Source organism: Methylophaga pinxianii (assembly GCF_020447225.1).
Taxonomy (GTDB): Bacteria; Pseudomonadota; Gammaproteobacteria; order Nitrosococcales; family Methylophagaceae; genus Methylophaga; species Methylophaga pinxianii.
This window is the reverse complement of sequence record NZ_JAJAEO010000178.1, coordinates 60,733-80,659: the sequence shown is the minus strand read 5'-3', so window position 1 is coordinate 80,659 and position 19,927 is coordinate 60,733. Positions and strand designations below refer to the sequence as shown.

Below are 19,927 nucleotides of genomic sequence, written 5' to 3'. Positions count from 1 at the left end.
AAAAAAAAGCAGCTGATGGATACCCATCAGCTGCCTGTATCTGAATCCGTAGGGATCCGTGAATGACGTTCTATTCTGGAATTTTCAATGCCAGGAACTGAGAGGCTCCAGAACGCTGTACCAATACTGGAATAGCCTTATTGGTTGGTAGATTTTTAGCTAATTCAATAAACTGTTTTGCATCAGTAATCTTTTCGTTATTAATGCTCAGAATTAAATCGCCCGGCGCTAGACCCGCCTCTGCAGCAGGACCAGATTCAATTCTTCTGACAGTGACACCACCCTGATTTTCACCTAATTCAGCTTTTTGTTCTGCTGATAAATTGGTCACCTCAAGGGCCAGACGACTGTCATAGAACTGACCGATGCCAGGTGCGCTACCACTTGCAACTTGCTCATCTTCAGGAAGTTCTTCAACAACCACCGAAAGCGTCATCATTTTATTATTACGCATGATCTCCGCTTTAGAATTTTTACCAATAGCGGTGCGACCAACAATCGGTGGTAAATCAGAAGAAGCATCAACAGTGCGGTCATCAAATTTAAGAATGACATCGCCCGTTTCAAAACCGGCTTTTTCAGCAGGACTTCCTGGAACGACCCGAGAAACCAGTGCACCTCGGGGTTTGTCCAGACCAAATGATTCTGCCAGTTCACGCGTAACATCTTGAATAACCACGCCTAACCAGCCACGGCTGACATAACCTTTATCTTTAATTTGCTCAACTACATTCATTACTGTGTCAACAGGTATAGCAAAGGAAACGCCCATGAACCCACCAGTACGACTGTAGATTTGTGAATTGATACCAATCACCTCACCATCAAGATTGAATAATGGGCCACCTGAGTTACCTGGATTAATGGCCACGTCGGTTTGGATAAAGGGAACATAACTGTCACTTGGCAGACTGCGTCCTAGCGCGCTGACAATACCGGCTGTCGCAGAATAATCAAAACCAAACGGTGAACCAATGGCTAATACCCACTCCCCTACTTTGAGGTCATTTGAATCACCCAGCTTAACTGCTTTCAGATTCATGCCTTCTGCGTTAACTTTTAACAATGCCACATCACTACGCTCATCACTGCCCAGCAATTCAGCAACCAGCTCAGTGCGATCACTAAAGCGCACAATAATCTCATCAGCATCCTTGATAACGTGATGGTTTGTCAGAATATAACCATCAGATGACAAGACAAAGCCTGAGCCTAATGAACTCGGCATTGGGGCACGAGGCTGAGAAGGGTCACCAAAGAAGCGTTTGAAAAAATCATCAAACGGGGTACCTTCAGGCATTTCCATGCCCGGCGGTAAGGGTGAAGGTGAACCCGCCATTTCAGTTTGTTTACTTTTCGTACTAATATTGACGACTGCATCGCCATTCTCGGCTACCAGTTCGGTAAACTCAGGTAAACCTCCCCTTGCCTGAACAGCGGAACTCAACATTAACCACATCAGCAACGCCATAATCGTTGCGCCTGTTGTTTTATATTGCGTCATTATTTTTCCTCTATGATTTGAGTTTCAATGGCTATTTTCTGATTTTTGAGTCTTTTTTTGACCCAATAAAATCCAATCATGAGACCAGCCAATCCAGCAATAATTTCAAGAAATTCATTAGCAAACATAAATCGACTGATCACAGCGGCCGCAAACATGAACAAAAGCGGTAATAGATACATCATGTAAGCGCCATGTAATAAAGCTTCTTCCGGGATGGAAACGTTCATTTGCTGTCCAGGCTGAACAACCTGATTGTTAGGCACTGTCAACATGGAAAAACGTCGGCCCACATGTTCGCTTAACAGTCCGGTACCACAGCCTTTTTTCATCTGACATTTATCGCAGGTAGATTGCCGTTCAGCCTTAAGCCAGATGGTGGAATCATCTGAACGCACTACTGTGGCTTTTTGTTCAATCATCTTTTTTCCGGGCCGGCATATTCAATGGCGGCACCAATTTTTTCAACTGTAACGGCAGGCACTTCTCCAACCACGGTCACAAAATGTGCATGAATCACACTACCAAATGCATTGACCGCTCCCATGTGGGATCCGCCATGAAAATGGTTGTGTTGGGCTCGCATTTTTTCAATAAACACTGAGACTGAGCTTAAACCATCGCTGTAAACTCGTTGTTCGACATGTGCACCATTATTGGCTCGCAAGCGATTCTGATGAGCAACCAGAGTAAATCCTTCAGGCAACCAGTTAGCCTGCCAATGTGAAAATGCCACCAGATCTTGCGTGGTCATTTCACCCGGCTCGGTTCGGTGCATAATCATTTCATTACCTGACATTTGTGCTTGCAACAAAGCATCCGGGATATCTATACCGGTTTGAATATCGGTAAATTCAAAGGTTTCTAATACCTCTTTGTTGTCATCAATCAATTCTGATTTAAGTAATAAATCAGTTTCTTTATCCATCCATAACCGATAACCGTAGCGGTAATTGTCTACGGGTTTAATTTCCAGTCGTTGTGTGAGCTTGCCTGCAATCCGATCTTCGCCCCCCATGGTGAGTTCGTAAAATGGTGTCGCTGAACGTAATCGGCGGGGTAAATCACTGGGGAACCCCCTGCCCAAAGGTCGTTGACTGACGTTGATCTGTTTGCCATCTGGATTGATACAGGTCACCGTATCGTTGGAACGAATCACTTCACGCGCAGCGCCATTAAGTGAAATTAACCTTTCTGATTCAATACCATCATTGTTGCGATGATAAATACGCACGGATTGAAATGTCTTGTCACTTCGATAGGCAAAAACGCCTTCATAGTTGAGTTGCTTTGCTGCTTGACTCATACGCTCGAGTAATTCTATCGAAGCGGACTCTGCCTGGACTGTTGGAACAAATAACACCAACAGCGCAACGCAAAAACGAAATCGTTGGCGCATTTTTATCGCTCCGTGCCATAGGAAACGACACGCCCGTAAGAAAACATGCCTGATGTACCTACATACTCATTGTGATCAACCAGATAATTATTGAGTCTGTCTTCAATTTCAGGCTCAGCCACCGTCCAGCGATTAGACTGACTAATCAGCGTAGCAGGAGACTCATCGGCGACGACGCTGGCCATCGGCATGTTATCAACACCTGATGACTGTTGCTGAACCACTCCGACAACTGCAAGGGCACCGACTGAAGCAGCCATTGCCAATCCAGTAGCCTGTTTCCAAAAGTTCTCCGGGAAACGGAAAAGTTTCGCCGTCGATTTGGATTTCGTAGCAATTGAATATACCGGCTCATCAGCCAAAGAGGCTGAAATCCGTGCGGTTAAATCGAGCATATTATGATTAATGCTTCTGGTATAACCATGCAAAATATCACTGGCTTGTTGGTAGCGCATAAATGCTTCACGAGCATGAGGGTCGTTGGCAATCAAACCCAACGCCTGTTCTAGTTCATTACCTGTCAGCTGGCCATCAACCAAAGCAGACACTAATTCGAGATGATTAATTGTCATTATTATTCCTCTTCACCCGTCACTGACTTAACTTGTTTATCAATAGCTTCCCTAGCCCTAAATATCCGTGACCGGACTGTGCCGATCGGACAATCCATCGCTTCTGCGATTTCTTCATAACTCATACCCTCAAATTCCCGCAACTTGATAGCGGTGGCCGTATCTTCCGGCAAATCATCAATAGCTTGTTGAATAGCCTGTTCCAACTGTACACACATGAGACTATCTTCAGGGGTCTCGAATTCCTTAAGTTCTGGTGCATCGTAATAATTAGTCGCATCCATAGCATCCACGTCGCTCATAGGAGGGCGACGCGAACTCGCGGTAAGATGGTTTTTGGAGGTATTTATAGCGATACGATAAAGCCAGGTATAGAACGCGCTGTCTCCGCGAAAGTTCGGCAACGCACGATACGCTTTTATAAACGCTTCTTGCGCCACATCCATCGCTTCAACTGGGTCATGCACAAAACCGGTTATCACATGTATGATTCGCTGTTGATACTTCATAATGAGCAGATCGAAGGCCTTTTTATCGCCCGCCTGCACCCGCTGAACTAATTCCTGATCCACGTTCATTTCTTTATCCGGCCTACTCCGACATGCCGGAGACGTTTTCTGTTTAATGCTTGATTGACCAATGTCATTTATTTTTGTTCCACAATCAGTGCACAATAATTGTTGGCATTCTACCTGTAACAGGACCCATGACGACAACTCATCATTTTGATCTGCTGATTATCGGCAGCGGTACGGCAGGTTTGACACTGGCATTAAAGATGGCAGACCAGGCCCGTGTTGCCGTTCTATCCAAAAGCCAGCTTGAGGAAGGCGCTTCACTTTATGCTCAAGGCGGCATATCAGTTGTACTTGATAAAGCCGATTCTTTGCAATCCCATATTGATGATACTTTGCGCGCCGGCGGCGGATTATGCGACGAAGAGGTCGTGCGTTTTACAGTGGAACATGCGCGGGAAAGTATTGAATGGCTCATTGAACAAGGTGTTTCCTTCACTCGCGATGATATGATCACCGAAACCTATCACCTGACCCAGGAAGGTGGACACAGCCATCGTCGTGTCATTCATTCTGCTGATGCAACCGGTCGGGCCGTTGAGACAACGCTGCTGGATAAAGCGAAAGCCCACCCGAATATTTCATTATTTCCTTATCACATCGGTATTGATCTGATTACCACGCGCAAACATCTTGCGACCGAGCAAAATAGCTGTCTGGGTTGTTACGTTTTGGATATCAAAAAAGATCAACCAAAAACCTTTCTGGCACCGGTGACTGTTTTGGCCACTGGTGGTGCTGGAAAAGTGTATTTGTATACCAGTAATCCTGATGTATCGACCGGCGATGGCATTGCCATGGGCTGGCGTGCAGGCTGCCGGATTGCAAATATGGAATTTATTCAGTTCCACCCGACCTGTCTGTTTCATCCAAAGGCCAAATCCTTTTTAATTTCAGAAGCTTTGCGTGGCGAAGGTGCAACGTTGAAATTAGCTGATGGCACCCGCTTCATGCCGGCATTTCACCCGCAGGCGGAGCTCGCTCCAAGAGATATTGTTGCCCGTGCAATAGATCATGAAATGAAGCGTCTTGGACAGGATTGTGTTTATCTGGATATCACTCATCAGTCCAAAGAATTTATCACTTCTCACTTTCCTACAATTTATAAACGCTGCCTCAAGTTCGGTGTCGATATGGCCAAAGAGCCTATTCCAGTAGTGCCCGCAGCACACTACACCTGTGGCGGCATCATGACCGATATGCGAGGAAGAACAGATATAGATGGTCTATACGCCATTGGCGAAACCGCTCATACCGGTTTACATGGTGCTAATCGAATGGCCAGTAATTCATTACTGGAATGTCTGGTGTTCGCCGATGCCGCAGCAAATGATATAAAAAAGCGGCCAAAAACCTCATTGCCAGCGGATATTCCACATTGGGATGAAAGCCGTGTACATCCTGCCAAGGAGGCAGTGGCAATAAGCCATAACTGGGATGAGCTACGTCGTTTTATGTGGGACTATGTGGGCATTGTGCGCACTACGCAACGGCTTAATCGTGCCCGGCAGCGTTTGTCACTGCTGCAACAGGAAATTGATGAGTTTTACAGTCAGCATCACATCAGTAATGATTTATTGGAATTACGTAATCTGGCGGATGTCGCGGAATTAATTATCGAATCGGCATTGCAGCGCAAGGAGAGTCGAGGATTGCATTACACGCTTGATTTTCCGGAAACATCCGAAAAATCGGCCCAAAATACTATTATTGCTGAAAAAAAGCCAACCTGATACGTACTCGTAATTGTCGAAACTGTTCTTCTGTGGCGGCATCTTTTACTATCAATAATGACATGCGATTTTTATTGGTGGATTGGAAATGGAGAATAACGGCAAGTCGCGTCACCCAAGCCCTCTCCAATAACAGATCAGAACTTACTGTCTGGTCTGCATAACGAATCTGCCAGTATTCTTTAGCCGGGTTAAGGACTGCCACTGGTCGTTTTTTATTGTCACTGATGAATCCCAGCCGATAAAGGTGGCTAAGCTGACTGATAAGAATGATTACCGCCAGAAGGACTTTTATCGTTAAACTTAAGGTACACAGCAAGATACTAATTACAGCCAGTATATGTACAAGTAGACTATAAACGACCAGAGTTCTGGATCGTGTCAATGGCAGATAAAATCCCTTTTCCTGCATTTTCATTCCTTATTTGAGTCAATCAGGCCCTGTTACAATGGCACGTCACTCATCTTTATTTTAAGCAAAGAGTAAATTCATGACCGCTGACTATCAATCTATTTTGCAACACCAAGTCAATGCCCCACTGGCTTCACGGAATGATGAAATACATTATCTGATCCCTTTACCAAGCTATGGGGTGATTACGGTCACCGGCGAAGTAGCCAGTGGATTTTTACAAAATCTGCTGACCAATGATGTCCAGCAGCTTGGTGAACAACCTTCGCAAATTAGCGCAATGTGTAATCCAAAAGGCCGGCTGCTGGCGATCTTTGTGCTGGTCAAAACAGACAACGGTTATCATCTGGTGTTGCCTAAAAGCCAATGTGCCTTTCTGGCGCAACGACTGCAGATGTTTAAATTACGCAGTAAAGTGGATGTGATAGACAATAGTGAAAACTTACATGTTTGCGGCCTGCAAGGGAGTAACGCTCCCACTTCAGCTATCAGCTTGCCTTCTCAATCACGAGCTTTATTGATTGCCACTGATGAGCAATTGTCATCTGAACTGACCGTTTTGATCGATGAAGGGTGGCAACTTGCTGCTGAATCCAGCTGGCATATCGCCGAGATTGACAGTGGCATTCCTATCATTTTTCCGGAAAGCCGTGAGCTGTTTACTGCACAACAACTGAATCTGGACCTGGTTGGCGGAGTAAGCTTTCGTAAAGGCTGTTATCCGGGACAAGAAGTCGTCGCCCGCTTGCATTATTTGGGAGAACCCAAACGTCGCTTATTTCAGGCTTTGGCACAAACCGACGCGATTCCACCGGTAGCTGACACTATCGTCAATGATGAAAAAGCGGTCATGGGGCATATTGTCAGAACCATTTCTGCGGATGACAAATTGTTTATGCAACTAAGCTTGAAGCTGGAGGGCGCTCAGCAGAAACTTTATTTAAACGATGGGACAGCTTTAGCGCAGGTACAGCCCTATACCGCATAAGTCCTATTCGAGATCCAGTTTTTTTAGCTTGTAACGTAATGCACGAAAAGTAATACCCAGGCGTTTAGCTGCGGCTGTTTTATTCCAGCGGGTTTCCGTGAGTGCCTTTTCAATAATGGCCCGTTCCTGTTCTTCGAGATGACTTTCCAGATCCTGGTTTAACTCGTGGGTAGCCACAGGCATGAGCGAGGCAGTATTTTTGGTTGGTGCAATTGTTGGCAACATCAAATCTGTCAATGTGATTTTAGTGCCTTCAGCCCATGTCAGAGCTCGTTCAAGGGTATTTTCCAATTCGCGGACATTTCCAGGAAATGGATATTGTTGTAATACCGTCATCGCCTCATCGGTTAATTGAACCGGGACAGTATGCGTTTTACCCGCGAATTTTTGCAGGATATGTTCTGTTAATAGAGGAATATCTGCTTTTCGCTCTCTTAACGGAGGAACCTGCAATTCGATCACATTCAGCCGGTAAAACAAATCCTGGCGGAATATTCCTTTCTCAACACATTCCGCCAGATTTTTGTGGGTGGCCGATAAAATCCTGACATCAATATTGATTTCTTCATGACCACCGACGGGACGAATGGCTTTTTCCTGAATAGCACGTAATAATTTAACTTGCATCATCAGCGGTAAATCAGCGACTTCATCCAAAAATAATGTTCCACCATGCGCATGCTGAAATAATCCCTGTTTATCAGCAACTGCACCGGTAAAAGCGCCTTTTTTGTGACCGAAAAATTCGCTTTCAACTAACTCATTTGGAATCGCACCGCAGTTCACCGGCACAAAAGCTTTATCTGATCGTGCCCCCAAATCATGGATTAAACGCGCCACCAATTCCTTACCTGTGCCGGATTCACCACTGATATACACCGGAGCCTGACTACGGGCCAGCTTGGCTACTTTGCCTCGCAACTCGCGCATCAAGTTGGTTTCACCTAATAACCGATCACGAGATCGACGGTCATTTTTATGTGATCGGTTTGGTGATAACTTTAAGGCAGCTTCCACCAACTCACGTAAAACACGTAATTTTAAGGGCTTGGAGACAAAGTCAAAGGCCCCTGATTTCAGTGCAGTCACCGCCAAATCCATATTGCCATACGCAGTAATAACAGCCACAGGTAACTCCGGATGGCTTAGCTGAATACTCTTCACTAGCTGCAAGCCATCTCCATCCGGTAAACGCATATCGGTAAAACACAGATCAAAGGATTGCTGAGATAAAATCCGTTCAGCTTCGGCAATACTTTCAGCGGTAACACAGTCAATTGACATGCCGGATAAGGTCATCGACAGTAAATCAAGAATGTCCGGTTCATCATCGACAATCAACGCTTGTGGATTCATTGAATAAACTCTTGTCTTTGCATTGGATAACTTATTCGAAAACAGCTGCCAAATTCTGGCAAATAACTTAACCTGGCACCATTGGCCTGGCATAACTCGCGAGCAAGATATAGCCCCAACCCGGTTCCGCCTGTTCTTTCTGAATGAAATGGCTCAAACAAGTGTTGCATGGCTTGTGGACTGACCCCTGCCCCATTATCAATTACATCAATGTGGATATACTCGGATTGCAGTGTAATACGGACTTCAATTGGCTGACTCTGATCTTTGTCAGCATAGTGCCATGCATTATCAATTAAATTCCATATCACCTGATGTAGTTGTTCTTCATCGGTACAAATTCGGGCCAACGGTGCTGAGGATGTCAGCGTTATCTGCTGATGTGGAATATGTTTTATCTCACAATACTCCCCTAACAGTTTTTCCAGCCAGGGACTTAAAACCACCACGGTTGGCTCAACATTTTTACGCCGGCTCATTTCCAGAATGGTTTCAATGATGTTGTTCATCCGGACACTATGGCGCTGAATAATACCTGTCAGTTTGCTTACAGACTCATCATAGCTCAAAGACTCGGAAAGCAACTCACTTGCATGGCTGATGGCACTCAAAGGGTTACGAATCTCATGCGCAATACTTGCGGTTAACCGTCCGAGAGAAGCCAGTTTTAATTGCTGGGCCTGTTGCGCTAAAGCGGTGGTATTTTCAATAAACACCAGCACTTCACCAGAATCCAAGAGAGTTGCACGAGCTAAAAGCTGAGGCAGATCGGCTCGCGCATGAAACGGTTCAAATGGATCCGGTAAATGTTGCTTCCAACGCCAGATTTGTTCCGCTAACTCCGGTACATATTGTTTAAGCAGAAATTGTGATGGAACGTGCTCTATTCCCATGAACTGAGATGCGGATTGATTGCAGAGTGAGACCTTGCCTTGTTCGTCCAGTACCAAAACGGCTACTTGCATCCGACTGATAATATGCTGGTTCAGATTAGCCAGTTTGTTCAGATCTTGGGCCTGTTGTTCAGCCAGCAATTGTGAACGCTGCATGGTTCGTGACAGTAGCTGGGCGAGTACCGCGGTAATAAAAAATATCGCCCCCAGCATGCCAGCCTGCGCAAAATGACTTTGACCGAGTCCAATCAGCTCCGCATATACCGCTTCAAGTAAAACCGATAATGTCGCGATAGCTGCAATAAACACTGCCAAACGACCGGGAATTAATGCACCACCCGCAACAACTACCACTACCAGCAAGGCACCCAGACCACTCTGTAAGCCTCCCGCTGCATGAATAATCAAAGCCAGCGCGATGATATCGATAATTAACTGGATGCTGCACTGGGTGACAAATACTCCCCAGCGTCGACTGGAAAATATCATCAACAGCACGGCCACCATCAGATAACTCAGGCTGACAAAATGATGCAGTAATGGATACTTTTTACCGATAAATTCTGGTGCTAATTCCAGATAGAAGACAACAAACAGGATAGCTGCCAGAAACAAACGGTAGCCAGAAAATAACGTCAGAGCACGCCAGGAGGCCTGATCCTGCTCTGATTTACCGGTGGTGAAATAATCGCCAGCCATTATTTGTGTTGCTGATAAGCCTCAAGATGCTCAGTGGTACAAAAATAATGCTGATTTTTCTGAATGGCTTCCTGTTCCAGTAAGTGCAAACCACATTGTTCGCAGCGCACCATTTTTTCAGCCTGTTCAATTTGTCGTTCATTTTTTATCTTGCGGTACAAATTCCGGAAGATGATGTAAAGCAGCAGGCCTATCGCCAGCAGGATCAAAATTCGCATTGTTTACCTCAAAAAAAAGGGTATCCCGGATAGGATACCCTTTCTTCTTCTATTGGCGATAGAACTAGCCTCTTGAAGCGCGCTTACGCTCATGCTCCAACAGGAATTTTTTGCGTACTCTGATGGATTTAGGTGTGACTTCGAGTAATTCATCATCACCGATAAATTCAAGCGCCTGCTCTAAACTCATACGAATTGGCGGAACCAGTGTCACTGCTTCGTCAGAGCCTGATGCGCGCATGTTGGTTAATTGTTTACCTTTGAGAGGATTAACGACCAAATCGTTATCACGTGAGTGAATACCGATTACCATGCCTTCATAAACTTCGTCACCATGGCCGATAAACATACGACCACGATCCTGCAAGTTGAAGATGGCAAATGCCACCGCTTTACCGACACCATTAGCAATCAACACACCGTTAATGCGTTTGCCAAAAGTACCCGGTTTTACTGGTGCATAATGATCAAAGACACTGTAAATCAAACCCGTGCCCTGGGTCGCGGTTAAAAACTCGGTACGGAAACCAATCAATCCACGCGAAGGGATAATAAAATCAAGGCGGACACGACCTTTGCCATCCGGTGACATATCTTTCAGCTCACCACCACGCGTTCCCATTTTCTCCATCACGGTACCTTGGTGGGTATCTTCGACATCAATTGTGACGGCTTCGTAGGGTTCTTCTTTAACACCATTTACTTCACGAATAATAACTTCTGGTCTTGAAACGCCCATTTCAAAGCCTTCGCGACGCATGTTTTCAATCAATACTGAAAGATGCAATTCACCACGACCAGAAACACGGAATTTATCCGGATCATCGACCAGCTGTTCGACTTTTAATGCCACGTTATGAATCAACTCACGATCCAGACGTTCTTTGATTTGGCGAGTCGTAACGAATTTACCTTCTTTACCAGCAAACGGAGAATTGTTTACCTGGAAAGTCATGGTGACAGTTGGTTCATCAACGCTTAACGGTGGCAAGGCTTCCACAACATTAGGATCACATAACGTATCGGAAATATTTAGTGGATCCAGGCCAGTAAAGGCAATGATGTCACCCGCATGTGCTTCTTCAACTTCTTCACGACGTAAGCCCATAAAGCCCATAACCTGCATGACGCGACCGTTACGTTTTTTGCCTTCCGGATCAATAACCGTAACAGGGGTATTGGTTTTTACTTTGCCGCGCTCGATACGGCCGATACCGATAACACCAACATAACTATTGTAATCAAGTGACGTTACCTGCATACGGAAAGGACCTTCAGGGTCTACCGCAGGAGGACTCACTCTATCCACAACCAGTTGGAATAAAGGCGTCATATCCCCATCACGGACGGTGTCTTCCAGACCAGCAAACCCATTCAGGCCGGAGGCATAAATAACATCAAAATCCAATTGTTCATCGGTCGCATCCAGATTCGCGAATAAATCAAATGTTTGATCCAATACCCAGCCTGGGCGGGCACTTGGTTTATCGATCTTATTGATAACGACGATCGGTTTAAGACCTAATGCCAGCGCTTTCTGAGTGACAAACCGCGTTTGCGGCATTGGACCTTCTGATGAGTCAACCAGCAGTAAGACGGAATCAACCATCGACAGAACACGTTCGACTTCACCACCAAAATCAGCATGGCCTGGTGTATCGACGATATTGATGCGGTAATCATTCCAGCGAATAGCGGTATTCTTTGACAGAATGGTGATGCCACGCTCACGCTCAAGGTCATTAGAATCCATGACACGTTCTTGTAACTCTTCGTGCTCGCTGAATGTGCCAGATTGACGTAACAACTGGTCAACCAATGTTGTTTTACCATGATCGACGTGGGCGATAATGGCTATGTTACGAAGCTTATTTATATCTCTAGAATTATTACTCATAAAATCAGTTCATTAAGGCATGGCTGGCATGCGCTGTTAAAAAATGTCCCGTTGGGGACCTCAATCACTTCAGATTATCCACCACAAACGGGGCAATACATTTTTGCAGATGTGCATGGAGTGATAAATTGCCCGCAACGACGTGCCCTTTATCCAAAACTTTGTCACCACCGGTAAAGTTCGTCACTGAACCACCCGCTTCTTCAACCAACAGTTTTCCGGCTGCCAAATCCCAATTTTCCAAGCCGATTTCCCAATAACCATCTACACGTCCAGCAGCAACATATGCCAAATCAAGCGCGGCGGAACCGGCACGACGAATATCAGCTACTTTTGGCAAAACGGCGGAAAACATTTGCATATAAGCATCTAAATGTTGCGGATATTTGAACGGAAAGCCTGTGGCAATTAATGCGTTGTTAAGATCTTTACGTTTACTGACTCGCAAACGACGATCATTCAATTGCGCACCTTCACCGCGACTGGCAGTAAACAGTTCATCGCGCATGGGATCGAATACGACTGCATGATCGATTCGACCTTTCACCATCACGGCAATCGAGACGCAGTAATGTGGGAAACTATGTAGAAAATTGGTCGTACCATCCAAAGGATCAATAATCCAGACCACATCATTTTGGCCTGTTTCACCAGATTCTTCCGCCATGATGGCGTGATCCGGATAAGATTTTTTAATGGTGTTGATGATTTCCTGTTCCGCAAGACGGTCAACATCGGTGACAAAATCATTCAATCCCTTAGCTGTAACCTCTAAATGATCGACATGTTGTAAAGAACGCATAATCAGGCTACCCGCCTGACGAGCCGCACGTACGGCTATATTCAGCATTGGATGCATAGAACAAATTTTTCCAGAGCAAAAAAAGAATGCGACAGAAACAGCAAGATACTATTCCAGTCTAAAAAAAGAGAGCATAATTATACCAACTATCGCCTCAAGTTCGCAGTTTAAATTTGTGGCAATAGACAGCATAAATATTTCCTGCTAGCCTTTTGCTAGGCTTGCATTTACAAAGAAATGGAAATGCTAACCACCCCAAGTACCCTTTAAGGAGATTCAAATGAAATCATTAGCTAAACTGAGCGCCGTTATCCTGCCTTTGGCATTACTGACTGCATGTGCAAATACTGCTGAAATGGAAGCATTAAAAGGTTCAGTAGAATCTGCACAATCTACAGCTGATTCTGCTTTAGTTGCAGCACGTAACGCGCAAAGTACTGCTGATACTGCACAACGCACTGCTTCTGACGCTGAATTAGCTGCAATGAATGCACAAAAAGCGGCTGAAGATGCACAAGCACAAGTTGATGCTTGCTGTGCAAAAATCGATCGTATGTTTGAAAAAGCAATGAGCAAATAATTTAAAACATTATTTTTTCAACGCTTAAAAACAAAAAGGCCGGGATATTTATCCCGGCCTTTTTGGTTGTAAAGATTGTCAATTCGTCAAAACATCTCTTCTGATAAATGCGCAGGCCACACCGGAATTCCTGCAACAGCTGAAATTTTATCTGCCGCTTCACGCGCAGCTTGCAAGCTATCAAACGGACCAATAACCACTTCTTCTTTCGCTTTATTTCGTAACGGCCAGAATTTATCCTGCATATTCAGGTCCTGCAGCGCTTTACGCATTTTGTCGCCTGTTCCCTGCTTTAAACCGCCATGCACAAACCAGACGTTATCAACGATCTTTTCATCCTGCTGATTAAGTTGTTTGACCACACCATTCGATGTCATCACGATTTCTTCAGCGAAAGGCCAATCTGCCTCAGATAATACAGAATCCTGTGCATCTAACACGGCGACCATCATTGGTGTCATATTACCGCTAACACCGTCATACATCTCCGGAATAGGCTCTTGCGCTTCCAGGTAGAGTTTGCCGTTAGACAGAGCTGCCTTGTATGGTTGATGAAGAATATTCACCTGAGTACTCAGCGAAACCAAGCTATATAAATGTTCAATATCTTCTGGATATAAACGAATACAGCCACTACTGACTCGTAAACCAACTCCATAAGGTTTTGCGGTGCCATGAATCAAATAGCTGGGATTCGATAATCGCATTGCACGGGTACCAAGTGGATTATCAGGTCCGGGCGGCACTACCGCTGGCAAAATATCACCCGCGGCCGCATGCTCTTTACGCACTGACTCCGGTGGAGTCCAGGAAGGGTTCTCACGTTTTTGGATAATCGATAATTTACCTAAAGGGGTATCGCGGCCCTCACGACCGATACCTATTGGATGCGTTACGACCTGTTGTAATTGATCCGCCTTTTTTGGCAGGAAATAATATAAACGCATTTCGGGAATATTAATGACGACACCTTTTCTTGGTGCATCAGGAATAATAAAACGATTGGGAATCAGGACTGGTTGATCGTCACCTGGTAACCAGGGGTCCAGATTTGGATTCGCTGCCACCATATCGGTGTAACCCATATCAAATTTACGACCGATATCCAGCAAAGTATCTTCATGTCGGCTGTATACGACGAGGTTGTGCCCAATTACACGAGCTTCCTCATCAGCCAATTCAAAGGTGGTTGCACCGACCGGCAACACCAACAAACTAGTTGCCAAACCGATAAATAAACGACTAATCATTACTAACCTACAGAGTTAAGGGTGAATAAACAGCAGCTATTGTACAATGTTCCATGAAAACTGTTATTGCTATAGATGCTTTGCCCGCTTAAACAGTCTACAATCGCAGGCTGTGAATTTTTGTTTTGATACAGATAGAAGCCAATGATGAAATACATCCTGACGTTGTTCCTGTTACTAAGTCTTACTGCGTGTTCCTTTTTTTCGGGCAGAGAGCCCGTGGTAGCCGAAGAAAGCTGGACCGTAGAGCGGGTTTATGCGGAAGCGAAAGCAGCACTGAATGTAAATGATTACCGCACGGCTATCGAATACTACGAGCAACTTGAAGCACGCTTCCCGTTTGGCCAATATGCGCAACAGGCTTTACTTGACTCCGCTTATGCTTATTACAAAACAGATGAACCTGAGACCGCTATTGCGACCCTGGATCGGTTTATGCGGGTCTATCCATTGAATGAAAATATTGATTATGCGATGTACTTACGTGGCCTTATTAATTTCAATCGTGATATCGGGATTCTGGAAAAATATATTCCTCGCGATGAAACGCAACGGGACCCTGGTTCAGCGCTGGATGCGCTTCGCGATTTCACGACCTTGGTAAATCGTTTTCCAACCAGCCGCTATAGTGATGATGCAGCGCAGCGAATTGTCTATCTGCGTAATCGTTTAGCTCAACATGAATTACACGTCGCTACATACTACATGCGCCGTGCCTCGTATCTTGCAGCTGCTAACCGGGCTAAATATGTGATTGAAAACTATCCCCGCACACCCGCGATGCCTGATGCGCTGGTGATAATGGCTAAAGCGTATAAGATTCTGGAATTAGATGACTTATCTGAAGACGCATTACGCGTTTTGGAAAGAAACTACCCGGGTCACGGAGGAGTGGCCGAAGTACGTAGAACGACGCTGTTTGATTAACAGCGTCGTTTTGCTAAATGGCGTTTAATTTAGATAGCTTCTTCGCCATCTTCACCAGTACGGATACGAATAGCGCGCTCCAGTGGTGAAACAAAAATCTTCCCATCGCCGATACGCCCGGTATGTGCCGCTTTGGTTATCGCCTCAATACAGGCATCGACTTGATCATCTGCCAGTACTATTTCCATTTTTACTTTTGGTAAAAAATCCACGACATATTCAGCGCCACGATAAAGCTCTGTATGACCTTTCTGTCTGCCGAAGCCTTTGACTTCGGAAACCGTCATGCCAGTGACCCCAATATCGGACAATGCTTCACGCACATCATCCAGTTTGAACGGTTTGATAATGGCTTCAATTTTTTTCATGTGATTGCCTACTCTATTGTTGACGTTACGGTATAACCTGATGTTATCGGATAGCGGCGATCTCTGCCAAATGCTCTGCCAGTAATACGAATACCCGGTGGAGCCTGACGCCGTTTATACTCACTACGATCTACCATTTTGATAACCTGTGCAACCGTCTCGGCATCAAATCCCGACGCCACCAGATCTTCAAAACAGCCATCATCGGCAATATAGGCTTCGAGAATCTTATCGAGAACCTCATAAGCGGGTAAGGAATCCTGATCCAACTGATCCGCAGACAGTTCTGCAGAGGGCGGACGCGTGATAATACGTTCAGGAATAATTGCCGACAGGCTGTTACGATAGCGAGCCAGTCTATAGACCAATGTCTTGTATACATCTTTAAGAGGTGAAAAACCACCGGCCATATCACCATACAAAGTGGAATAACCAACCGCCATTTCACTTTTATTACCCGTCGAGAGCACCATAGCGCCGGTTTTATTGGATATTGCCATCAACAATACACCGCGGCAACGCGCCTGAATATTTTCTTCAGTAGTATCGGCCTGCGTACCGGCAAATACATCTTCCAGTTCATGGAGAAAAGCTTGAAACACATTTTCAATGCCAATAATCCGATATTGAACGCCCAGAATGGCGGCCATTTCAGCAGCATCATCCAGACTGATCTGCGAGGTATATCGTGATGGCATCATCACAGCTTGAACCCGTTCAGCACCCAGCGCATCTACCGCCAAAGCCATCGTCAATGCTGAGTCAATACCGCCGGACAGACCTATTACCACACCGGGGAAATGATTTTTTTCAACATAGTCGCGCAGACCACAAACCAATGCCTGATAAACCGTCTCCAACTCACCCATCAATGGTTGCTGCGGGCCTTTCAGCTCAATGCCCTGTGAGGTTCTGCTGATAGTAATCGGAACCAAAGCGGTGGCAAACTGAATAGCTTGCACACACTTTTCACCTGCAGCATTTACTGCAAATGAAGCACCATCGAACACCAGCTCATCTTGACCACCAATCTGGTTAACATAAAGAACTGGAACGCTATTTTCTTTTGCGCGTTGCTTCACTTCCGCTTCACGTAATAAGGTCTTATCTTGCTTAAATGGTGAAGCATTGAGGTTCATGATGATTTCAGCCCCGGCGTCGACAGCTTGCGCCGTAGGCTCTACAAACCAGATATCTTCACAAATCGTCAGGCCAATTTTGAACTGGTTAATTTCAATAATAGTGGCTTGGTGACCTTCAATGAAATAGCGTTTTTCATCAAATACACCGTAATTGGGTAATTTTTGTTTGAGATATTGCGCCGTAATTTGTTTTTTGCTTATCACTGAGGCGGCATTAAATAGTTCTTTACCCACTTCCCCTAAAGGGTGACCAACGATGATGGTGATATCGTCAATTTGCTGACAAAGCGTCTGCAAGGACTTTTTAACCCGCTTCAATAAACCAGGCCGTAATAACAAATCTTCCGGCGGATAACCGGTTAAGCATAACTCAGGAAAAATCACCAGCTCAGCAGCATGTTGCTGTTTGGCCTGCTGGGTGGCGGCAATGACCTTTCGGGTATTGCCGGCAACATCCCCTACCACGGGATCGATTTGTGCCAGCACGACCTGAAGTTGGTTATGGGTCATTTATTATCCATCAGCTGAAGCATGGTGGAACCAATTTCTGCTGGAGACCCAGCTATCGCTACGCCAGCAGCCTCTAAAGCCGCCAGTTTGGCTTTCGCGGTTCCTTGACCGCCACTGATAATGGCACCGGCATGTCCCATCCGCTTACCTGCGGGAGCAGTTAACCCGGCGATATAGGCGGCTACCGGTTTGCTGACATACTGCTTGATATATTCTGCAGCATCTTCTTCCGCCTGCCCGCCAATCTCACCGACCATCACGATACCCTGGGTCTGTGGATCAGCTTCAAACAGTTCCAAACAGTCAATAAAGTTCATGCCATGTATGGGATCACCGCCAATCCCGACACAAGTGCTTTGTCCCAGACCGTTCTGAGTAGTCTGATAAACCGCTTCATAGGTTAGCGTGCCTGAGCGGGAGACAATACCAATTTTTCCCGGCAAATGAATGCTGCCGGGCATAATACCAATCTTGCATTCTCCTGGCGTGATTAGCCCAGGACAGTTAGGACCTATCAATCTGGCATCGTAGGATTTCAATGCGTGTTTGACGCGGAGCATATCCATTACCGGAATGCCTTCTGTAATACAGGCAATTACTTTAATACCTGCATCAGCAGCTTCCAGAATTGCATCGGCAGCGAACGCTGCTGGCACGTAGATCATGCTGGCATCAGCACCGGTTTCTCTGACCGCTTCGTGAACCGTATTGAATACCGGCTTATTAAGATGTAATTGGCCACCTTTACCAGGGGTGACGCCACCCACAAACTGTGTACCATAAGCAATCGCCTGCTCGGAATGGAAAGTGCCCTGTTTTCCGGTAAATCCCTGACAGATAACTTTGGTGTCTTTGTTAACCAAGATACTCACGTTCTATTACTCCCCTGCCGCAGTGACAGCCATAGCTGCTGCTTCAGTTAAATCCTGTGCCACACGAAGGTTCATTCCACTGTTTTCCAGTAAAGTACGACCCAAATCAGCATTAGTGCCTTCCAGGCGAACGACTACCGGCAACGATAATCCCACTTCTTTAGCCGCCTGCATAATGCCCTGAGCAATTAAATCGCAGCGTACGATCCCGCCAAAAATATTAACCAGAATGGATTTCACTTTTTTGTCGGATAAAATCAGTTTGAATGCTTCGGCGACGCGATCTGCCGTGGTGCCGCCACCGACATCGAGAAAGTTGGCCGGCTCACCACCCTGCTTCTGAATCAGATCCATGGTGGCCATCGCCAGGCCAGCGCCATTCACCATACAGGCCACATTGCCATCCAGCGCAATATAATTCAGCCCAAAGTCACGAGCGATTACTTCAGCGGGGTTTTCCTGGGTAGGATCAAATAATTCAGCAAGATCCGTGTGGCGATACAATGCATTATCATCAACATTGATTTTGGCATCTAACGCGAGTAAATCACCGGTTTCTGTGACTACTAACGGGTTAATTTCCAGCAGACTGATATCTTTTTCACAAAACAGTCGATACAGATTTTGCATCAACTGTTGCAACTGTTTGAAGGCAGCCCCCTTTAACTGCAAAAAGAAGCCTGCCTGACGGCATTGGTAGGGTTGCAGACCTGCTACAGGATCGACATAGAGATTCAAAATAGCTTCCGGCGTTTTTTCAGCGACTTCTTCAATATCCATCCCGCCTTCAGCAGAAATCATAAATACAACACGCTGAGTAACACGATCTACCAGCAACGCCAGATAAAGTTCACGTTCAATAGAGGAAGGCGTTTCAATCCAGACTTTGTTAACGGGCAAGCCTTCTGCTGTCGTTTGATGGGTGACCAGTTGACTACCTAACATGGCTTTTGCCGCTTCTTTAACAGCATGTGTGCTATCTTCAACACGGACACCGCCAGCCTTGCCTCGTCCACCGCTATGAACCTGAGCCTTGATCACCCAACGCTCACCACCGATAGCTGCTAACGCTGAATCCACCTCTTCTATGCTGGATATCATCTGGCCATTGGGTGTAGCAATACCATATCGGTTAAACAATTGTTTTGCCTGATACTCATGCAGGTTCATGTTGTGTTCGCCTTGTATGTCTTTATTGTTGCTGACCAGCTGTGCCAACAGTTAAACGTC

20 protein-coding genes are annotated in these 19,927 nt (G+C 45.6%); 4 read left to right on the top strand and 16 right to left on the bottom strand.

All coding sequences use genetic code 11. From position 1 onward, the window contains the following. Positions 1-70: 70 nt before the first annotated feature. The 5 genes from LGT40_RS10960 to rpoE are packed head-to-tail and all read right to left on the bottom strand — an operon-like array spanning position 71 to position 4,053. On the bottom strand, positions 71-1,504 hold the full coding sequence (locus tag LGT40_RS10960; RefSeq protein ID WP_226073944.1) for a DegQ family serine endoprotease: 1,434 nt from the start codon (positions 1,502-1,504) through the stop codon (positions 71-73). Next, the gene (locus LGT40_RS10955; RefSeq protein ID WP_226073946.1) at positions 1,504-1,926 is read right to left on the bottom strand and encodes a SoxR reducing system RseC family protein; all 423 of its coding nucleotides are present in this window, start codon (positions 1,924-1,926) and stop codon (positions 1,504-1,506) included. The genes LGT40_RS10960 and LGT40_RS10955 overlap by 1 nt, the downstream gene beginning before the upstream one ends. Further along, positions 1,923-2,903 carry a MucB/RseB C-terminal domain-containing protein gene (locus LGT40_RS10950; protein WP_226073948.1) on the bottom strand — a complete coding sequence of 327 codons (981 nt, stop codon included), beginning with the start codon at positions 2,901-2,903 and terminating at the stop codon, positions 1,923-1,925. The genes LGT40_RS10955 and LGT40_RS10950 overlap by 4 nt, the downstream gene beginning before the upstream one ends. Before the next feature lie 2 nt (positions 2,904-2,905). Then, positions 2,906-3,475, bottom strand: a complete 570-nt coding sequence (locus tag LGT40_RS10945) for a sigma-E factor negative regulatory protein (protein ID WP_226073950.1) — start codon at positions 3,473-3,475, stop codon at positions 2,906-2,908. A 2-nt stretch (positions 3,476-3,477) separates the two neighbouring features. Next, on the bottom strand, positions 3,478-4,053 hold the full coding sequence (rpoE, locus tag LGT40_RS10940; protein ID WP_226073952.1) for an RNA polymerase sigma factor RpoE: 576 nt from the start codon (positions 4,051-4,053) through the stop codon (positions 3,478-3,480). Positions 4,054-4,181: 128 nt separating this feature from the next. Between rpoE and nadB the strand changes: the two genes are divergently transcribed. Continuing rightward, positions 4,182-5,783, top strand: a complete 1,602-nt coding sequence (nadB, locus tag LGT40_RS10935) for an L-aspartate oxidase (protein WP_226073955.1) — start codon at positions 4,182-4,184, stop codon at positions 5,781-5,783. Here nadB and LGT40_RS10930 read toward each other — a convergent pair. Next, positions 5,758-6,195 (bottom strand): protein YgfX, encoded by a 438-nt coding sequence (locus tag LGT40_RS10930; protein ID WP_226073957.1) that lies wholly within the window; start codon positions 6,193-6,195, stop codon positions 5,758-5,760. The genes nadB and LGT40_RS10930 overlap by 26 nt on opposite strands. A 79-nt stretch (positions 6,196-6,274) precedes the next feature. Between LGT40_RS10930 and ygfZ the strand changes: the two genes are divergently transcribed. After that, positions 6,275-7,183, top strand: a complete 909-nt coding sequence (ygfZ, locus tag LGT40_RS10925; RefSeq protein ID WP_226073965.1) for a CAF17-like 4Fe-4S cluster assembly/insertion protein YgfZ — start codon at positions 6,275-6,277, stop codon at positions 7,181-7,183. Positions 7,184-7,186: 3 nt separating this feature from the next. Here ygfZ and LGT40_RS10920 read toward each other — a convergent pair whose 3' ends face one another. From LGT40_RS10920 to suhB, 5 genes are all read right to left on the bottom strand, one after another. Beyond that, positions 7,187-8,539, bottom strand: coding sequence for a sigma-54-dependent transcriptional regulator (locus LGT40_RS10920; protein ID WP_226073975.1), 1,353 nt, complete (start codon positions 8,537-8,539; stop codon positions 7,187-7,189). Beyond that, a complete protein-coding gene (locus tag LGT40_RS10915) occupies positions 8,536-10,131 on the bottom strand; it encodes a sensor histidine kinase (RefSeq protein WP_226073977.1) in 1,596 nt (531 codons plus the stop codon). The genes LGT40_RS10920 and LGT40_RS10915 overlap by 4 nt, the downstream gene beginning before the upstream one ends. Then, a complete protein-coding gene (locus tag LGT40_RS10910) occupies positions 10,131-10,349 on the bottom strand; it encodes a PP0621 family protein (protein ID WP_226073979.1) in 219 nt (72 codons plus the stop codon). The genes LGT40_RS10915 and LGT40_RS10910 overlap by 1 nt, the downstream gene beginning before the upstream one ends. Positions 10,350-10,413: 64 nt before the next feature. Next, positions 10,414-12,246: a translational GTPase TypA gene (gene typA / locus LGT40_RS10905; protein WP_226073988.1), complete on the bottom strand. Its 1,833-nt coding sequence runs from the start codon at positions 12,244-12,246 to the stop codon at positions 10,414-10,416. A gap of 64 nt (positions 12,247-12,310) precedes the next feature. Then, positions 12,311-13,105, bottom strand: a complete 795-nt coding sequence (gene suhB, locus LGT40_RS10900; protein WP_226073990.1) for an inositol-1-monophosphatase — start codon at positions 13,103-13,105, stop codon at positions 12,311-12,313. 223 nt (positions 13,106-13,328) lie between these two features. Between suhB and LGT40_RS10895 the strand changes: the two genes are divergently transcribed. Then, positions 13,329-13,628, top strand: coding sequence for an Lpp/OprI family alanine-zipper lipoprotein (locus tag LGT40_RS10895; RefSeq protein ID WP_226073992.1), 300 nt, complete (start codon positions 13,329-13,331; stop codon positions 13,626-13,628). Positions 13,629-13,714: 86 nt separating this feature from the next. Here the strand turns inward: LGT40_RS10895 and LGT40_RS10890 are convergent, their stop codons facing one another. Continuing rightward, positions 13,715-14,878: a L,D-transpeptidase family protein gene (locus tag LGT40_RS10890; RefSeq protein ID WP_226073993.1), complete on the bottom strand. Its 1,164-nt coding sequence runs from the start codon at positions 14,876-14,878 to the stop codon at positions 13,715-13,717. A 144-nt stretch (positions 14,879-15,022) separates the two neighbouring features. On the opposite strand from LGT40_RS10890, the gene LGT40_RS10885 reads away from it, so the two are divergent. Beyond that, on the top strand, positions 15,023-15,805 hold the full coding sequence (locus tag LGT40_RS10885) for an outer membrane protein assembly factor BamD (protein WP_226073994.1): 783 nt from the start codon (positions 15,023-15,025) through the stop codon (positions 15,803-15,805). Positions 15,806-15,834: 29 nt separating this feature from the next. Here the strand turns inward: LGT40_RS10885 and LGT40_RS10880 are convergent, their stop codons facing one another. Genes LGT40_RS10880 through sucC form a run of 4 tightly spaced genes read right to left on the bottom strand, consistent with a single transcriptional unit; the run spans position 15,835 to position 19,867 of the window. Then, a complete protein-coding gene (locus tag LGT40_RS10880; protein WP_069296231.1) occupies positions 15,835-16,173 on the bottom strand; it encodes a P-II family nitrogen regulator in 339 nt (112 codons plus the stop codon). A gap of 8 nt (positions 16,174-16,181) precedes the next feature. After that, entirely contained in the window at positions 16,182-17,825 is a 1,644-nt protein-coding gene (locus tag LGT40_RS10875) for an NAD+ synthase (protein WP_226073995.1), read from the bottom strand. After that, entirely contained in the window at positions 17,822-18,697 is an 876-nt protein-coding gene (gene sucD / locus LGT40_RS10870; RefSeq protein ID WP_226073996.1) for a succinate--CoA ligase subunit alpha, read from the bottom strand. Before sucD ends, LGT40_RS10875 begins: the two co-directional genes overlap by 4 nt. Before the next feature lie 6 nt (positions 18,698-18,703). Then, positions 18,704-19,867 (bottom strand): ADP-forming succinate--CoA ligase subunit beta, encoded by a 1,164-nt coding sequence (sucC, locus tag LGT40_RS10865; protein ID WP_226073997.1) that lies wholly within the window; start codon positions 19,865-19,867, stop codon positions 18,704-18,706. Between the last annotated feature and the right edge of the window lie 60 nt (positions 19,868-19,927).